The sequence below is a fragment of the Moorena sp. SIOASIH genome (assembly GCF_010671925.1).
Lineage (GTDB): Bacteria > Cyanobacteriota > Cyanobacteriia > Cyanobacteriales > Coleofasciculaceae > Moorena.
Window position 1 is genome coordinate 57,783 of the sequence record NZ_JAAHIH010000010.1, and the last position, 14,732, is coordinate 72,514.

Annotated in this window: 13 protein-coding genes; 12 read left to right on the plus strand and 1 reads right to left on the minus strand. The window is 44.4% G+C overall.

Going from position 1 to position 14,732, the window contains the following annotated elements:
* Positions 1-273: 273 nt before the first annotated feature.
* Positions 274-561: a hypothetical protein gene (locus F6J90_RS41005; protein ID WP_293107963.1), complete on the minus strand. Its 288-nt coding sequence runs from the start codon at positions 559-561 to the stop codon at positions 274-276.
* A gap of 931 nt (positions 562-1,492) precedes the next feature.
* Here F6J90_RS41005 and F6J90_RS41010 point away from each other — a divergent pair.
* The 12 genes from F6J90_RS41010 to F6J90_RS41065 all read left to right on the plus strand — a co-directional run bounded on the left by F6J90_RS41010 (position 1,493) and on the right by F6J90_RS41065 (position 14,575).
* On the plus strand, positions 1,493-2,062 hold the full coding sequence (locus F6J90_RS41010) for a glycosyltransferase family 4 protein (RefSeq protein WP_293107966.1): 570 nt from the start codon (positions 1,493-1,495) through the stop codon (positions 2,060-2,062).
* Between the two features lie 262 nt (positions 2,063-2,324).
* Positions 2,325-2,936 (plus strand): glycosyltransferase family 4 protein, encoded by a 612-nt coding sequence (locus F6J90_RS41015; protein WP_293107969.1) that lies wholly within the window; start codon positions 2,325-2,327, stop codon positions 2,934-2,936.
* Positions 2,937-2,947: 11 nt separating this feature from the next.
* Entirely contained in the window at positions 2,948-4,753 is a 1,806-nt protein-coding gene (locus F6J90_RS41020) for a glycerol-3-phosphate dehydrogenase/oxidase (protein ID WP_293107972.1), read from the plus strand.
* 80 nt (positions 4,754-4,833) lie between these two features.
* A complete protein-coding gene (locus F6J90_RS41025) occupies positions 4,834-5,679 on the plus strand; it encodes a hypothetical protein (protein WP_293107975.1) in 846 nt (281 codons plus the stop codon).
* Positions 5,680-5,709: 30 nt separating this feature from the next.
* Complete coding sequence (locus tag F6J90_RS41030) at positions 5,710-6,438, plus strand: class I SAM-dependent methyltransferase (protein ID WP_293107977.1); 729 nt, start codon at positions 5,710-5,712, stop codon at positions 6,436-6,438.
* 93 nt (positions 6,439-6,531) lie between these two features.
* Positions 6,532-7,518: an NAD(P)-dependent oxidoreductase gene (locus F6J90_RS41035; RefSeq protein WP_293107980.1), complete on the plus strand. Its 987-nt coding sequence runs from the start codon at positions 6,532-6,534 to the stop codon at positions 7,516-7,518.
* 65 nt (positions 7,519-7,583) lie between these two features.
* Entirely contained in the window at positions 7,584-8,240 is a 657-nt protein-coding gene (locus tag F6J90_RS41040; RefSeq protein WP_293107983.1) for a class I SAM-dependent methyltransferase, read from the plus strand.
* 89 nt (positions 8,241-8,329) lie between these two features.
* Positions 8,330-9,067, plus strand: a complete 738-nt coding sequence (locus F6J90_RS41045; protein WP_293107986.1) for an acyltransferase — start codon at positions 8,330-8,332, stop codon at positions 9,065-9,067.
* A gap of 109 nt (positions 9,068-9,176) precedes the next feature.
* Positions 9,177-10,862 carry a glycerol-3-phosphate dehydrogenase/oxidase gene (locus F6J90_RS41050; RefSeq protein WP_293107989.1) on the plus strand — a complete coding sequence of 562 codons (1,686 nt, stop codon included), beginning with the start codon at positions 9,177-9,179 and terminating at the stop codon, positions 10,860-10,862.
* Between the two features lie 62 nt (positions 10,863-10,924).
* Complete coding sequence (locus tag F6J90_RS41055) at positions 10,925-11,953, plus strand: lysylphosphatidylglycerol synthase transmembrane domain-containing protein (protein ID WP_293107992.1); 1,029 nt, start codon at positions 10,925-10,927, stop codon at positions 11,951-11,953.
* Between the two features lie 214 nt (positions 11,954-12,167).
* Complete coding sequence (locus F6J90_RS41060; protein ID WP_293107995.1) at positions 12,168-13,598, plus strand: FG-GAP-like repeat-containing protein; 1,431 nt, start codon at positions 12,168-12,170, stop codon at positions 13,596-13,598.
* 11 nt (positions 13,599-13,609) lie between these two features.
* Positions 13,610-14,575, plus strand: a complete 966-nt coding sequence (locus F6J90_RS41065) for a lysylphosphatidylglycerol synthase transmembrane domain-containing protein (protein ID WP_293107998.1) — start codon at positions 13,610-13,612, stop codon at positions 14,573-14,575.
* Positions 14,576-14,732: the final 157 nt, after the last annotated feature.

Sequence of the window (14,732 nt, forward strand, 5' to 3'; positions counted from 1 at the left end):
ATTGTGAATGGGGGTGCTTTGGGGAGATAGGGAGATGGGGAGATGGGGAGATGGGGAGCTCACAGGGGTAGGTTTTTTACATTTAGGGTCAAACGGGGAGTGTGGGGAGGGTGGGAGGTGTGGGGAGGGTGGGGGGAGAGGAGATAAGAGGAGATAAGAGGAGATAAGAGGAGATAAGAGGAGATAAGAGGAGTTTTATCTATTTAGAGATTTCGTCAGATCCGATCGAAGGGAAATGGGGAGATGGGGAGATGGGGAGAATTATCCCGGCAATTAAAGTATAATATAATACATATTTTTCGGAGTTTGTACGTAGCGAGGCAGCAAGGGAACAGGGGAGGCAGCAAGGGAACAGGGGAGGCAGTGCGGTCTTGGGGAGGCAGCAAGGGAACAGGGGAGGCAGCAAGGGAACAGGGGAGGCAGCAAGGGAACAGGGGAGGCAGCAAGGGAACAGGGGGTCTCCCCCATGAGCGACTGCCGTGGTTTCCCCCATGAGCGACTGCCGTGGTCTCCCCCATGAGCGACTGCCGTTCCCCCAGCGACTGCCGTGGTTTCCCCCATGAGCGACTGCCGTTCCACGGGGCAAACAGCGGTGCGGACGCAGGTTCCGCACACAGACCCATGCGCCATGAGCAACTGCCGTGGTTCCCCCCACTCGCGCTTTGCCGTGGTTTCCCCCACTCGCGCTTGGGATCAAGACAATAAAAGTACCATTCCGCCCCTTCGTAAAAAACCTACCCTTGTGAGGGGGAGTGTCGGGAGTGTCGGGAGTGTGGGGCCCGGGCGCGGGAAGTGTGGGAAGTGTGGGAATTTTCGCCCGAATTTTTGCCTAATTGCATGCATGGAGATGCACCCTGGGGAGATGCTCAGATGCTAGACCAGCTTTTGCACAAGTGGCTCGTACTCAAATTTAAATGCATATTAGCTTAGCCACCAACCAAAGGGATTTCTTGAAGATTTGAAATTTGTAAAGATTATATGAAGTTTCTCATCAAGATTTGATTAAGCTCCAGATTACAAGTTGATTTGGAGAATTTATTTAGGTTCTAATTAAAATAGATTTTTTTTCGATAAAAAATCCCTTCAAACCAGTTCTGCATAACACTTAGTTGGGCAGTAGGGTTCATCCTCAGGGAATAAATTAGGAGCAGTTTGAGTTTCTAGTGAAAGCATTATTTAATCCATTTGTATCGGTGTTTACCATTGAGTCATACATTCTTGCTCAGTGAGGGCTGTTAGTCATAGCTGAAATTAACCACTGGTTATTGTAAAATTCTTTTAAGCTCTACCGGAAACTTACTGAGCAATAGTGAAGTTTCAATCAATGTGGCTTATAAATGGTGCGCTCTGGCTCAGGGTGCTTTGAAGATAGAGGGAGATCAACGTGTATTTAAAGAGCAAAACTGATCGGCTTGAGGTCAAAAGCAGCAGGGATAAATTGACTGTCTGGGATAATAAACCAGTCTCCTATGATGAACGAAATGTCAGTAGGATGAACATTCTATTACTCGCTCCTCATCCGTTTTATCAGAATCGTGGCACACCCATCGCAGTCAACCTGGTTTTGAAGGTGCTTTCTGAACGGGGAGACCAAGTTGATGTCGTGACTTATCCTGAAGGGCGTGACATCAAGTATGAAAATATCACTGTATACCGAACCCCTAAGCTTCCTTGGGTTCGCAATATACGACCAGGCTTCTCCTGGAAGAAAATCGTCTGTGATTTTTTCATGTTGCTTGCTGTAATTCGCCTAGTGACTAAGAAACGCTACGATTTGGTTCATGCTGGAGAGGAATCAGTCTTTATCGGTTTAGGGCTCAAAATCCTGTGTAAGATTCCCTATATCTATGACATGGATTCATCTCTAGCCCAACAAATGATTGAAAAGTATCCTTGGCTACAGATTTTTTCGTCAATATTCAACTTTTTTGAAGGACTGGCTGTGAAGAATGCCAAAGTTGTGGTTTCAGTTTGCGATGCTTTGGCAGCAGATATTCAAAAGTACAAGCCAAGGAAAACTGTAGTTATTCCAGATATATCGTTGCTTAACTCTAATCTTTAACAAATTAATAAAAAGTCTTTAAAGTTAGAATAACTATTTAAAACCTCCAGACTTTATAATTTTAGTTAAATAAATTGAATAATTATTGTTAATAATGATGAACAGAACATATTGTTTTGATGCCCTAATAATACGTTTTATTTTGTAAGGAAAGATAATTATAGTAAAAATGTGCATGTTTGTGTAAAATTTTGCTGAAAGATTCAACAGTTTCAAGATTCAACTTCAAGATTCAACTTCAAGATTCAACATTGGTGTAACTATGTATAGTACTATTTATAGTAATCTCAGACGTGAGCTAGGAATCCATAATGTCCTCCTGATGTATGTGGGCAATCTGGAGAGTTATCAGGGGATTGACCTACTTCTAGACAGCTTCGCGTTGACCCTTGAGCAGACTGATCAGGCTGAGTTAGTCATTATCGGTGGAGAAGCGGACGACATTCGGAAATACACGAATAAGGCTCACTGTCTTGGGATGCAACAACATGTCCATTTTTTAGGACCGAAACCAGTTGATCATCTGGCTATCTATCTGGAGCAGGCTGATATTTTAGTCTCTCCGAGAACTAAGGGTAAAAATACCCCGATGAAACTCTACTCCTATCTCGATAGTGGCAAAGTCTTGTTAGCCACAGATTTACCAACCCATACCCAGTTGCTAGACAATCACGTTGCTCTGCTGAGAAGCCCAGATGCCAAAGCTTTCGCAGAGGGAATGCTTGATCTGATCACTGATGAAAAGCTACGACTAAGGCTGGGCAGTGCTGGCAAGAAATTGATTGAGAAAAGGCATACTTATGCGGCTTTTCGGGAAAAATTAAACAGTCTTTATGATTGGCTACATCACGAGTTAGTAGAGCATATAGCGTAACCAGACAACTGATGAGAAGGAACCTAGTAGAGTTAGCCAGAAACTCTTACGACCTAGTAGTGATCGGTGGTGGGATCTATGGAGCTTGCGTAGCTTGGGAAGCAACCCTCAGGGGATTGTCAGTGGCCTTGGTGGAAAAAGCTGATTTCGGTGGGGCTACCTCTGCTAACAGTTTGAAGACCATCCACGGGGGATTACGGTATCTGCAGCATGCTGACCTTAAACGGATGCGTGAATCCATTCATGAACGCACCAGTTTAATGCGGATAGCGCCTCACTTAGTTCATCCATTACCAGTGTTGATTCCCACCTACGGCCATGGGATGAAGGGAAAAGAAGTGCTATCTGTGGCACTTGCTATCAATGACCTAATCAGTTGCGATCGCAATCGCCAACTCGATCCCCAAAAACACATATCCAATGGTCGGGTAATCTCTAAGCAGGAGTGTCAGCAGCTCCTTCCAGGAATTCCTCACCAGGGGCTAACTGGAGCAGCAGTCTTTTATGATGCTCAGGTCTACAACTCTGAACGGTTGACCCTCTCTTTTCTACGTTCAGCTCAGCAAGCTGGGGCAGTGGTGGCTAACTACGTAGAAGTGACTGGATTTCTTCAAGCTGGAAATCGGGTCACAGGTATTCAGGGGCAAGATGTGTTAAGTGGGAATCAATTCGACATCCGCGCCAAGACTGTGGTCAACACCAGCGGACCATGGACAAATCGGGTATTGAGTTTACTGAAACAACCCCAGCAGCAACCCCAGCAGCAACCCCAGCAGCAACCCCAGCAGCAACCCCAGCAGCAACCCCAGCAGCAAACCAGAGTTCCCCTGGCCAAAGCCATGAACCTGGTGATTCGCCGTCCCCTCTGCCAAACCTATGCTGTGGGTATTTCCACTCAGAACCACTATCGTGACTCCGATGCCATAGTTAACAAGGGGTCTCGCTTACTATTTATTGCGCCCTGGCGTGGTAAATCCCTGGTAGGAACATCCTATGCTGTTTGGGATCAAGACCCGGATAACCTCAATATTACTGAACAGGATATTCAACAGCTACTCGATGACATCAACCAAGCATGGCCATCGGTTAAACTCAACCAAGCAGATGTAGCTTTCGTCCATGGTGGCTTGCTTCCTAGAACTGGCATTACTGAGACCGGAGAGCCACAACTGGCTAAACACTATCAACTCTTCGATCATGCCAAAGAAGAATTGCCAGGATTGATCTCAGTGGTTGGGGTGAAATATACCACTGCCAGAGATGTGGCTGAGAAAGTCGTTGACCAGGTATTTCGGTCATGGGGCCAAAAGCCTCCCAACTCCCTGTCATCAGTTACACCAATTTACGGTGGACATATCGAACAATTTGAAGTGTTTTTGCAGACGGAAATCCTTAAGCAACCCTATGGACTGGGGCAGGAGGTAATGCGCCGCCTCGTGTATAACTACGGTAGTGCCTATCAAGATGTACTGCTATATTTGGAGCGAGGATCAGATCACTCCTGTACACCTACTGATGATTTAGCTGTATTCAAAGCTGAAGTCTTGTATGGGGTTGTTGAGGAAATGGCTCAAACATTAGGTGATGTGGTGTTCCGGCGGACAGAACTGGGTAGTGCTGGTCATCCCGGAAACGAGGCGCTCAGAACCTGTGCTGAGGTGATGGGGGCAGAATTAGGATGGAGTCAGTCACAAATAGAGCTAGAGTTAGACAAGGTTAATCACATTTTTAATGTTGGAGGTGTATTAAGTCAGGACAAAAGTATTGGAATTGAAACCCTTAACGGTCCGGTGAGTTTATCCCAGAAGATCCGTTGAGGTTTTGGTGCAAGATTTTAGCTGAATCCGCTTGAAACAGCAGCAGTTTATGGAAATCAGGGAAGTTCTAACAGAAATCCATGGTAGCTACCGCTCAAAAGCATCAATTAATCCTGATTGATGGTCACGTTCACCTTCATGACTGTTTTGATATCGATCAACTGCTGACCTCAGCTTGGGAAAATTTCCAGCGATTTTCTGGTCAAGCAGGTGATCAAGAAAATTTTAAGGCTGTATTATTGTTGACAGAAATAGAGCATCAAAAATGGTATAACAAGTTAGCTGATTTAGCTCAAAACAATAATCAGTATAGGGTAAGCCAGGGAAAAACTTGGATGTTCCACCGTACCCAGGAAGATTTATCCTTATATACCTGTAACTCCTTAGGGCAAGGAATGTTCTTAATTGCTGGTCGCCAAATTGTGACAGCGGAAAACCTGGAAGTATTAGCCTTGATCACTGACCAAAACCTTGAAGATGGTTTACCCTTAGACGTAACCATTAAAGCAATTCTGTCTGCCGAGGGAATCCCTATACTCCCCTGGGGAGTTGGTAAATGGATCGGACATCGGGGAAAACTATTACATAAGCTCTTGGAAGACAGGAATTTTCCCAAGCTTTTTCTAGGAGACAATGGTGGACGTCCTGTATTCTGGTCACGACCAGTTTTGTTCAAACAAGCAGAGAAAAAAGGATGGCGGATATTACCAGGAAGCGATCCACTTCCTTTGGCTTCTGAATCTTGTCGTCCTGGAAGTTTTGGATTTACTATCCAGGGTTCCTTGAGTAATGAAGAACCAGGAAAAGATATCAAGGAAATGCTACTCAATCCCCTGACACCTATTCAGGGGTATGGTTCTCTAGAAAACCCCTGGCGATTTATTCGTAACCAATTAGCAATTCGGTCTAGAAAAAATAGCAATTAAAAATAAACAAATGACTAAAGGAATTTAACAGTGGTTTCTACAGGTGATTTTCCCGAAACAGCCGATATCGAAACATCTTCTGATGATTATGCCTCCCGTTTTGCCGGGGAAATTGGGGCTTGGCTACTGAAAGTCCAGGAAGACGCAACCTTGAAAATGCTGACTCCTTATCCTAAAGCCACTATCCTTGATGTGGGAGGAGGACATGGTCAACTCACAGGGGCTCTGATTCAAAATGGTTATCAACTCACTGTGCTTGGTAGTGCGGATGTCTGTAAGGGGAGGATTCAGAATTTTATTGATGCTAATCTTTGTTCCTTCAAGGTGGGCAATGTTTTGGATCTACCTTACCCAGATGGAGCTTTTGATGTTGTGATCAGCTATCGATTCCTGGCTCATGTGACTCAATGGCAGTCTTTTTTAACTGAACTAAATCGAGTAGCAAAGCAAGCAGTAATCCTAGACTATCCTACAGTGAGGAGCGTAAATGCTATTGCCCCCTATCTATTTAAGTTCAAGAAAGGGTTGGAAGGAAATACACGAGAGTTTGTCTGTTATAAAGAACATGAGCTTCTAGAATTTTTAAAATCTCTTGGTCTGAGCAAAGCTGAGCGCTATCCTCAATTCTTTGTGCCTATGGTACTGCATCGCGCTTTAAAATCTCCATTACTGTCATCAGTTATGGAACAATTATTTAAATTATCAGCACTAACCTATGTATTTGGATCACCCGTGATTTTGAAGCTCACTAAAACCTGATGAGCATTCGCAAAATGAGCATTCGATAAAAAGGAAATACCCACACCAAACTAAAAATTGACGATCTTAAAGTAGATTGATTGGAGGAACACCGTGAGAATATTAGTAACAGGGGGCACAGGTTTTACAGGTAGCCATCTGACACGCCGCCTAATACAAAAAGGTCATGATCTTGTTGTCCTTGACAATAAACCAGGTCTGTTTTTTGATGAACTCAAGGAACTAGGAGCAGAAATTCACCTGGGTAGCGTTGCTGACCGAGATATTGTAGACAAGGTGACCCAAGGCTGTGATGTGGTTCACCACTTAGCAGCAGCATTTCGCCAGGTAAACCTTCCCCAATCAGTGTACTGGAACGTGAATGTGGAGGGAACACGCTACCTATTGGAGGCTGCTCTCAAGTATGGGGTGCAGAAGTTTGTATACTGTAGCACCTGTGGGGTTCACGGAGATGTGAAGCAAACACCGGCTGGTGAAGATGCGCCCATTGCCCCTGCGGATTACTATCAATACACCAAATATGAAGGGGAAAAAATCATTCCTGAATTCGTAGAGAAGGGGTTAAAGGTGGTAAGTCTGAGACCTGCGGCTATCTACGGACCCGGGGATCCAGAACGGTTTTCAATCCTGTTCAAGCGGGTGAATAAGGGACGCTTTTTAATGTTTGGCGATGGCCTGTCTCATTACCACCCCTTGTATATCGATAATCTAGTCGATGCTTTTGAACTGGCTGCGGATTCAGATAAAGGCAACGGGGAGGTATACCTGATCGCTGATGAAAACTACCATAGTCTCAATGACTTGGTTAATGCGATCGCAAAAGCCCTTGACATTAAACTAAACCTGATCCATCTCCCGTTCTGGCCCCTTTGGACAGTTGCCTTTGCCACCGAGATGGTGTACAAGCCTTTCCCAGGAGTCGATCCCCCTCTGTTTCGGCGACGGGTCGATTGGTTCCGGCAGAATCGTGCCTTCAGTATTGAAAAGGCTAAGCAGGATCTCGGTTACCAACCTAAAGTAGATCTTCCAACCGGATTAGTACGAACAGCTGAGTGGTATCGGGAAAAGGGCATCATCTGAAAGTAGCACAAACCTTTCAGTGTGGGTAACTTACCAAATTTGGAAAAATTAAAGAGAGATTAAACATGAACAGTCACAGCGAACAGGCAGCAGCCCGTTTTGATGAGTGGGCGAATTCATACAGTGAAGACCGGATTTCCTCTTGGTTCACATACTACCAATCAATGGCCATGTCCAAGCTAAAACTTCCAGAAAGAGATAGCTTTTTGGACGTAGGTTGCGGTACTGGTTGGGCTGTTAGAGAAGCTGCCAAACAGCTCAAATCAGGTAAAGCCTGTGGCATCGACATCTCTCCAAAGATGATCGAGAATGCCCTAGCTCAAACTCGGAATGGACTAAATCAAACTATAGAGTTTCAGGTTGCTAATTCTGAGGAGATACCCTATAAAGACCAATCCTTTAGCTCGATTATCTGTACCTTTTCTATTCATCATTATCAAAACCCCGTCCGTGCTTTGTCAGAGATGAAGCGAGTTCTGAAAGACGATGGCTCGATTGTAATTTTAGATTCAGCCAGAGATGTCTCCTTTCCCATCTGGCTGCAAGACCGGGGGCGGCGATACTTTGAAAAAAGCCACGTTAAATACTATACCACTAAAGAAATGAAGGCTCTGGTAGCAGAAGCTGAATTACAACTTGTTGGTGAAATCACGACCGTTAATAAATTTATGGATCATAACAAAGTGTTTACTGGTTTGATGTTACTTGAATGTAGGAAATGAAGAGTATTTTGCTGTAATCAGTTGCCGTAATTAGTTGCCGCAATCACTTCTTGCAATCAGTTGTTGCTAAAAATCAGGAGTTCATTCAGATGGAACAGGGTAATTTCAAGGTTAAGGAAGTCAGTAAGGGTAAAATTACCCGCTGGCAACAGTATGCAGCATTGGTCGTGGGGAAGACCGAACTGCTGAGCTTCCTAAAGTATGAAATAATTACCTTCTTTTTGATGAACTTGCCTGGAGCATTAGGGCTATATCTACGGAGCAAGTTTTATCCCCTGATTTTGGGAGAGGTGGGGTCAAAGGTCGTCTTTGGACGGGGGGTAACCCTCCGCCATCCCCACAAAATTCGGATTGGTGAGAATGTGATTATTGACGACAACTGCGTATTGGATGCCAAAGGGCAGTCGAATTCAGGCATTTCCCTTGGGGATGGGGTGTTTGTTGGTCGCAATTCCATTATCTATTGCAAAGATGGGGATATTGAAATCCAACCTCAGGTCAATATTGGAGCCAATTGCCAAATCTACTCCAAATGTCTCGTGAAAATTGGCAAAGGGACAATGATAGCAGCATACAACTGTATCTTGAGCGGCGGTAGATATGATTACAACTCCGAAGTCCCCTTAGCAGAGCAAAGTAGCTATACCAACGGACCAACCTTAATTGGGGAGGGCTGTTGGTTGGGTACTAAAGCCGTTGTTTTGGATGGTTTATCCATTGGCGATCGCACTGTAGTAGGGGCGGGAGCAGTAGTGACTAAGGATCTTCCCGCTGGTGTAGTGGCCATGGGTGTTCCTGCCAAAGTAAGAGAACAAGTTTGCTCATAACAGCTCATAAAAGTTTGTTGTCTTTTAGATAGCTTCAGACCTGACCCATTAACCAACAGAACTAGAAGTCACTATATTTTCTTAAAATAACTATATTTTACGGTTTAACATGAAGCGAAACATTCAAAAATTAGCACAACAAGAATACGATCTCCTGATTGTTGGTGGTGGTATCAACGGCGCTGCATGTGCCTGGGACGCTACGCTTCGTGGTCTTAAAGTTGCCCTCCTGGAACGGGCGGATTTTGGAGGAGCTACTTCTTCTAATAGTGCCAAAATTGCTCACAGTGGGGTTAGATATCTACAGCACGCTGACTTTAAGCGGATGCGAGAATCCATTAGCGAACGTGCTACACTCATGCAGATCGCCCCCCACTTGATAGATGTGCAGCCTTACCTGTTGCCAATTTACGGGCACGGCATCAAAGGATTAGAAACCATGACCCTGTATTTTGCCATCTATGATCTATTGAGTAGGGATCAAAGGCGGGTTAAGGATTCAGCTCGATGCATACCCAACTGCCAAATTCTTTCCAAGCAAGAAGTCTTGAAGATGTGGTCCAGCTTAGATCCCGATAAGCTTACCGGTGGTGCAATTTGGTATGAAGGACAAATCCACAATACTGAGCGATTATTGCTGTCATATCTTTTATCTGCCTCTGAGCGGGGTGCAGAAATAGCTAATTATGTCGAAGTTGTGGAATGTATTGAATCTGACAATGTTGTTGTCGGTGTCGAAGCTAAAGATTTAATTAGTGGAGAAACAATTAAAGTTCGTGCAAAAACAGTATTAAACGCTTGCGGTCCATGGATTGTAAAAACCTTGAATCTTTCTAGAGAACAATTCAAGGACTACGATCTTCATGCTTCCAAAGCCTTTAGTTTCATTACACGTCCGCTTACTAAAGATCATGCGGTAGTATTCCCCATCAAACCGATGTACCGCGATCCCCAGGCTATAGTGAATAAAAAGTCAAGTCTTGCCTTTGCAATTCCATGGCGCGGTTATTCATTGGTGGGGTCTTTGCACTTGCCCTGCGAAGATGATCCCGAACGTGTTTCAATCTCTGAGGAGGAAATTCAAACCTATATTGACCTGATTAACGAGGGTTATCCCGAAGGAAAGCTGCGCCGTGAAGATGTACATCATGTGTTGTGGGGTATCATACCAGCGGATCGAGAAGGTTCAGCGGCACCTCTGAAGCATTACCGCATTTTGGATCATGCCAAGGAAGATGGTCTTGAAGGTCTTGTTAGTGTGGTTGGTGTCAAATACACAACCTCCCGTGATGTGGCTCAAAAAACAATAGATCTGGTCTTTCGCAAGCTCGGACAAGTATCACCATTACCAAGTACAAAGAATACTCCTTTGTGGGGTGGAGATATTGAATATCTTGATTTGTTCATGAATCAGGCCATTGAGCAAGAGTCAGATCAGTTGAGTCCTGAGGTAGTGCGCAATCTTGTGCGAAAGTACGGTTCAGCTTATCAGGAGATATTACGTTACTTAGACGAAAATCCGGCATGGGCACAAGTACTACCAAACAGCGATGTCATCCAAGCGGAAGTTATACACGGGGTTCGTGAAGAGATGGCTGAGAAATTGGTCGATGTTGTTTTTCGGCGCACTGATCTCGGCTCTGCAGGCTATCCAGGTGACGAGCCCCTTCGCGTATGTGCTCAACTGATGGCTGGTGAACTTGGCTGGAATGAAGCCTACACAGAAGCTGAGCTGCGCAACGTGGTAGATTCCTACATTATCCGTCCCAGGACAGAAGTGGTATGCCAACCGTAACTATACTCTTAACAAGATGCTGGTTACAGGGCAGAAGGATTGATAGAACAGATGAGGGTTAAATGGGAAAAAGCTCGATACTTCGCTTCTTGAGAATTGCGGTAACAACCGCTCTGCTAGTTTATGTTTTTCACAAAGCAGGATTGTTAACGCTTCAAGGATGGCGGAACTTATTTGATACCTTTGCCCATACCAAACTGATTTTTCTGTTGGCATCAATTTTGATCTTACCAATACTTGATTTTGCCAGCTCAGTCAAGTGGTACTTTCTCTGTCGCTCTTGTGGACTTTCAGTCGGTCTATGGCGGCTCTATGCTTACTACGTAATTGGTAAGTTCTTTAGTCTAATCTTGCCCAGCAGTATCGGCGGAGATGTGATTAGAATACATGAGCTAGGGCGTTACACAGGACGTTATGCTGATGCTGCAGCTGTGGTATTTGTAGAACGTTTCAGCGGTTTAGCGACCCTAGTGATGCTGGCACTAATTGCAGTAATCGTTAACTTGCAGGTCTTTAATATCCCTTGGCTCACCATTTCCCTTAGTATTGGTATCCTTGGATTAGGCTTTATATGCTGGTTAATTGTTGATGATCGTCCCTTCAATCTCTCCCAAAAACTTTTTGGTGAACGACTGCCTATTTTAAAAAAAATATTTAGTAAGATTGAAAAATTTCGCAATGCTGTACTGCTTTACAAGGATGATTCAGGAGCCCTTGTTTGGGCGTTAGTAAACTCCTTAATTTTTTATTTTTTGTCTGTAATCAATGTCTGGGTTAGCGCCTTGACATTTAATGCTGACATTAACTTTATAAGCACCCTAGTGGCGGTTCCTGTGATCATGTTCATCATGAATCTACCATTTTCTATTGGTGGTATTGGCTTAACGGAATTTGCCTATACTTTTACTCTCGGTATTTTTGGGGTTAATCCTGCTGTAGCGATTTCGACTACCTTGCTGATGCGATTAAAGACATTTATTGATGCTGGTATTGGTGGTTTGCTTTATCCCTTAGTAAAGGGCGAAAATTCAACAGCAAGAGAATTATCTAAGGAGATTGAGAAGAGTTACAATAAACAGTATAAAGATTAGTGATTAGCGCGTTTTTATCTGGGTGGTAAACACACTTATTGCAGGAATTGGCATCCATGCAAGAGTAACCCACTCCTAACCCCTCCCAGGAGTGGAAAAAGCTCCGGATTTTTATTTGACAATAAAAAAATCCCTCCTAGGCTTACATCTCAAATACAAACCCGCTTATCTTTGTTTGATTGCTACTTTGAGAATAGTTTGAGAAAATAGGGAAATGTCAAAGCAATCGCCCAAACTTTATATCCAGGATGTTACCTATAAAATAGCCTTGTTTTTGATCGTTTGCAGTGCATTCAACTGGGGATGTGCAGCAAAATGGAATAGCAAGGGCGTTGATTTACCCTATTCCACCATCAATCCTCAGACTATCCAATTAGATTTACCTGCTGAAGACGATAGAGCAGGTGGTTTGATTACGGCGGATGTCGATGATGATGGCAAGAAAGACTTTATTATTACCAAGCCCGGTCAGATCGCAGTTTACACTTATTCTGGGCAAAAGCTCTGGGGTAGGGAGATCAACCTCCAGGTAACTGGAAAATCTGAGTACCAGGGACTACCTGGATTGCATGGCTCGGGTGTCCAAGCAGCTGACGTGGATGGGGATCAGAAGACGGAGGTCTTGTTTTTAACCAAAGACAATACTCTTCATATTGTCCAAGGTGACAACGGACAGAGCAAGGGAAGTATAAAAATAGAATCTCCACCAGGTACAGAACGTTGGGAGCACTTAGTAGTAGCCAATTTCCGGGGCAAAGGCGATCGCGATTTACTACTTCAGGCCACTAATGCTGAAGGATACCGTAGGGGTCGTTATCTAGCAGCCTATCCCCTAGACAACCTACTCAAAGGTGAAAACCTTGAACCTTTGTGGACCCGAGATGATTTCCTTGCCAATGCTCACAATGGGGCACGGGTGGCAGATCTCGACGGAGATGGCAAAGATGAGGTTTTGGGTGGGACAATAATATCACCATTAGGAGAGCTACTGGTGCGAATTCCAGTAAAAGGTCATATTGACTCCCTGTTTGTGGCTGATGTGCGTCCAGACATCCCAGGATTAGAGGTAGTAGCTCTGGAAGAGAACGGTGGCAATCGGGTTTTCCTTTATAACCGCGATCGCGTAATTTGGAAAACCCACTACAAGCATCAAGAACCACAAAATGCTGCCATTGGTGATTTTGACCCCCAACGACCAGGATTAGAAGTCTGGTGCCGCAGCCGTTACCCGAAACACCAGAAACCCTTTGTCTTTGATGCCCAAGGTCAACTGATTGCTGACTATCAAATGGATGATGTTGCTCCCAAGGGATGGACAGACAAAGGTGTAGAGGTGATCTTCTCGATTGATTGGACAGGAGAGTTGAGGCAATTAGTGGCTGTCAAAGAGCGCCATAAATCAGGAGACGTCGGGATTTTTGATGCCCTGAGTGGGGAATTTCTCCATCGGTTCAAAGAACAGGCAGATCGACTTTACGTTGCTGATGTGTCTGGGGATTGGCGGGAAGAGGTGATGGTTCTCAATGGGAATCAGCTGCATATTTACAGCAACCCCGAACCAAATCCCAATCTTGATCTGCCACGGCTATGGACTCAAAACCACTACCGCCGCAGTAAGATGACTTGGAATTACTACAGTCCATAAAGTGAAAAACCATGGAAAAAAGGTTAGCTGCTAAGAAAAAATTGATTCTTACGATAATTAAATGCGGCGTTTCCATAGCGCTACTATCTTGGGCATTGCGCAAGACAAATCTGCCCGACATTTTCGAAGCTGTGAGTTCTGCCAACATTCCTCTGTTAATGGCAGCGTTTGTGGTCTACTTAGCCAGTTACTACATCAGAGCTCATCGGTGGCGGGTACTGCTTTTGGCTCAGAATGTGAAAGCTACCATCCCTTACTTGTATAAGTCCTACATGGTCAGCATTTTCTTCAGTAATTTTTTGCCCTCCACCATTGGTGGGGATGCTGTTAGGGCTTATGATGCCTGGCGGTTGGGAACGAGCAAGTCAGTCGCACTGGCCACTGTGTTTTTGGATCGTTTCCTCGGTTTACTAGGTTTGATGCTGTTTGGCCTCGGGGCGCTGTTTTTTTCTCAGAAATTGATCGCCCAGTTACCATTACTTCACCTGTGGGTGATGCTAGGTACGGCAGTAATTATGCTTGTAGTCTCGATGATTTTCATACCCTCTCAGAAGATTTCAAGCGTTATTAGCAAGATCAAACTACCCTTTTGGCACCACATAAAAAACAAGGTATTGAATATTATTAAAGCTTTCCTTGCCTTTGGTAACCGCAAACATGCCTTGGCTATGTCTATGGGGTTGTCACTGATGGTGCAAATCAGTGTCATCGGTCATTATTACCTAATTGCAAAGGCGCTGGATTTACCGGTTCCCCTTCTTAGTTTCTTTGTCATCATTCCCCTAGTCTCCTTGATCATGGTGTTGCCTGTATCGATCAACGCCATTGGTCTCCGTGAGAATGCATTTGTATTCTTTTTTGGGGCTTACGACTATAATCTTGGCAGACCCGAAGCCATTGCCTTTGCTTGGCTGGCTTACGGAATCGTGATCATTCAGGGGCTGCTAGGGGGAATTGTATACGCTTTGCGCAAGTAAAGGTGATTAACTCAGATCAGGTGTACGGCTGATCAGGTAATCGGATGATCAGGTAATCAGGTGTAATGGTGATCAATAAACAATAGTCAGAGCAAATATAAATTACCAATTACCAATTACCAAATATAAATTACCAATTACCAATTACCAATTACCA

Excerpts from the sequence above, each read along its gene's own strand:
- F6J90_RS41005 (WP_293107963.1), bottom strand. The coding sequence starts at position 561 with ATGGGGGAAACCACGGCAGTCGCTGGGGGAACGGCAGTCGCTCATGGG.
- F6J90_RS41010 (WP_293107966.1), top strand. The coding sequence starts at position 1,493 with ATGAACATTCTATTACTCGCTCCTCATCCGTTTTATCAGAATCGTGGC.
- F6J90_RS41015 (WP_293107969.1), top strand. The coding sequence starts at position 2,325 with ATGTATAGTACTATTTATAGTAATCTCAGACGTGAGCTAGGAATCCAT.
- F6J90_RS41020 (WP_293107972.1), top strand. The coding sequence starts at position 2,948 with ATGAGAAGGAACCTAGTAGAGTTAGCCAGAAACTCTTACGACCTAGTA.
- F6J90_RS41025 (WP_293107975.1), top strand. The coding sequence starts at position 4,834 with ATGGTAGCTACCGCTCAAAAGCATCAATTAATCCTGATTGATGGTCAC.
- F6J90_RS41040 (WP_293107983.1), top strand. The coding sequence starts at position 7,584 with ATGAACAGTCACAGCGAACAGGCAGCAGCCCGTTTTGATGAGTGGGCG.
- F6J90_RS41045 (WP_293107986.1), top strand. The coding sequence starts at position 8,330 with ATGGAACAGGGTAATTTCAAGGTTAAGGAAGTCAGTAAGGGTAAAATT.
- F6J90_RS41050 (WP_293107989.1), top strand. The coding sequence starts at position 9,177 with ATGAAGCGAAACATTCAAAAATTAGCACAACAAGAATACGATCTCCTG.
- F6J90_RS41055 (WP_293107992.1), top strand. The coding sequence starts at position 10,925 with ATGGGAAAAAGCTCGATACTTCGCTTCTTGAGAATTGCGGTAACAACC.
- F6J90_RS41060 (WP_293107995.1), top strand. The coding sequence starts at position 12,168 with ATGTCAAAGCAATCGCCCAAACTTTATATCCAGGATGTTACCTATAAA.
- F6J90_RS41065 (WP_293107998.1), top strand. The coding sequence starts at position 13,610 with ATGGAAAAAAGGTTAGCTGCTAAGAAAAAATTGATTCTTACGATAATT.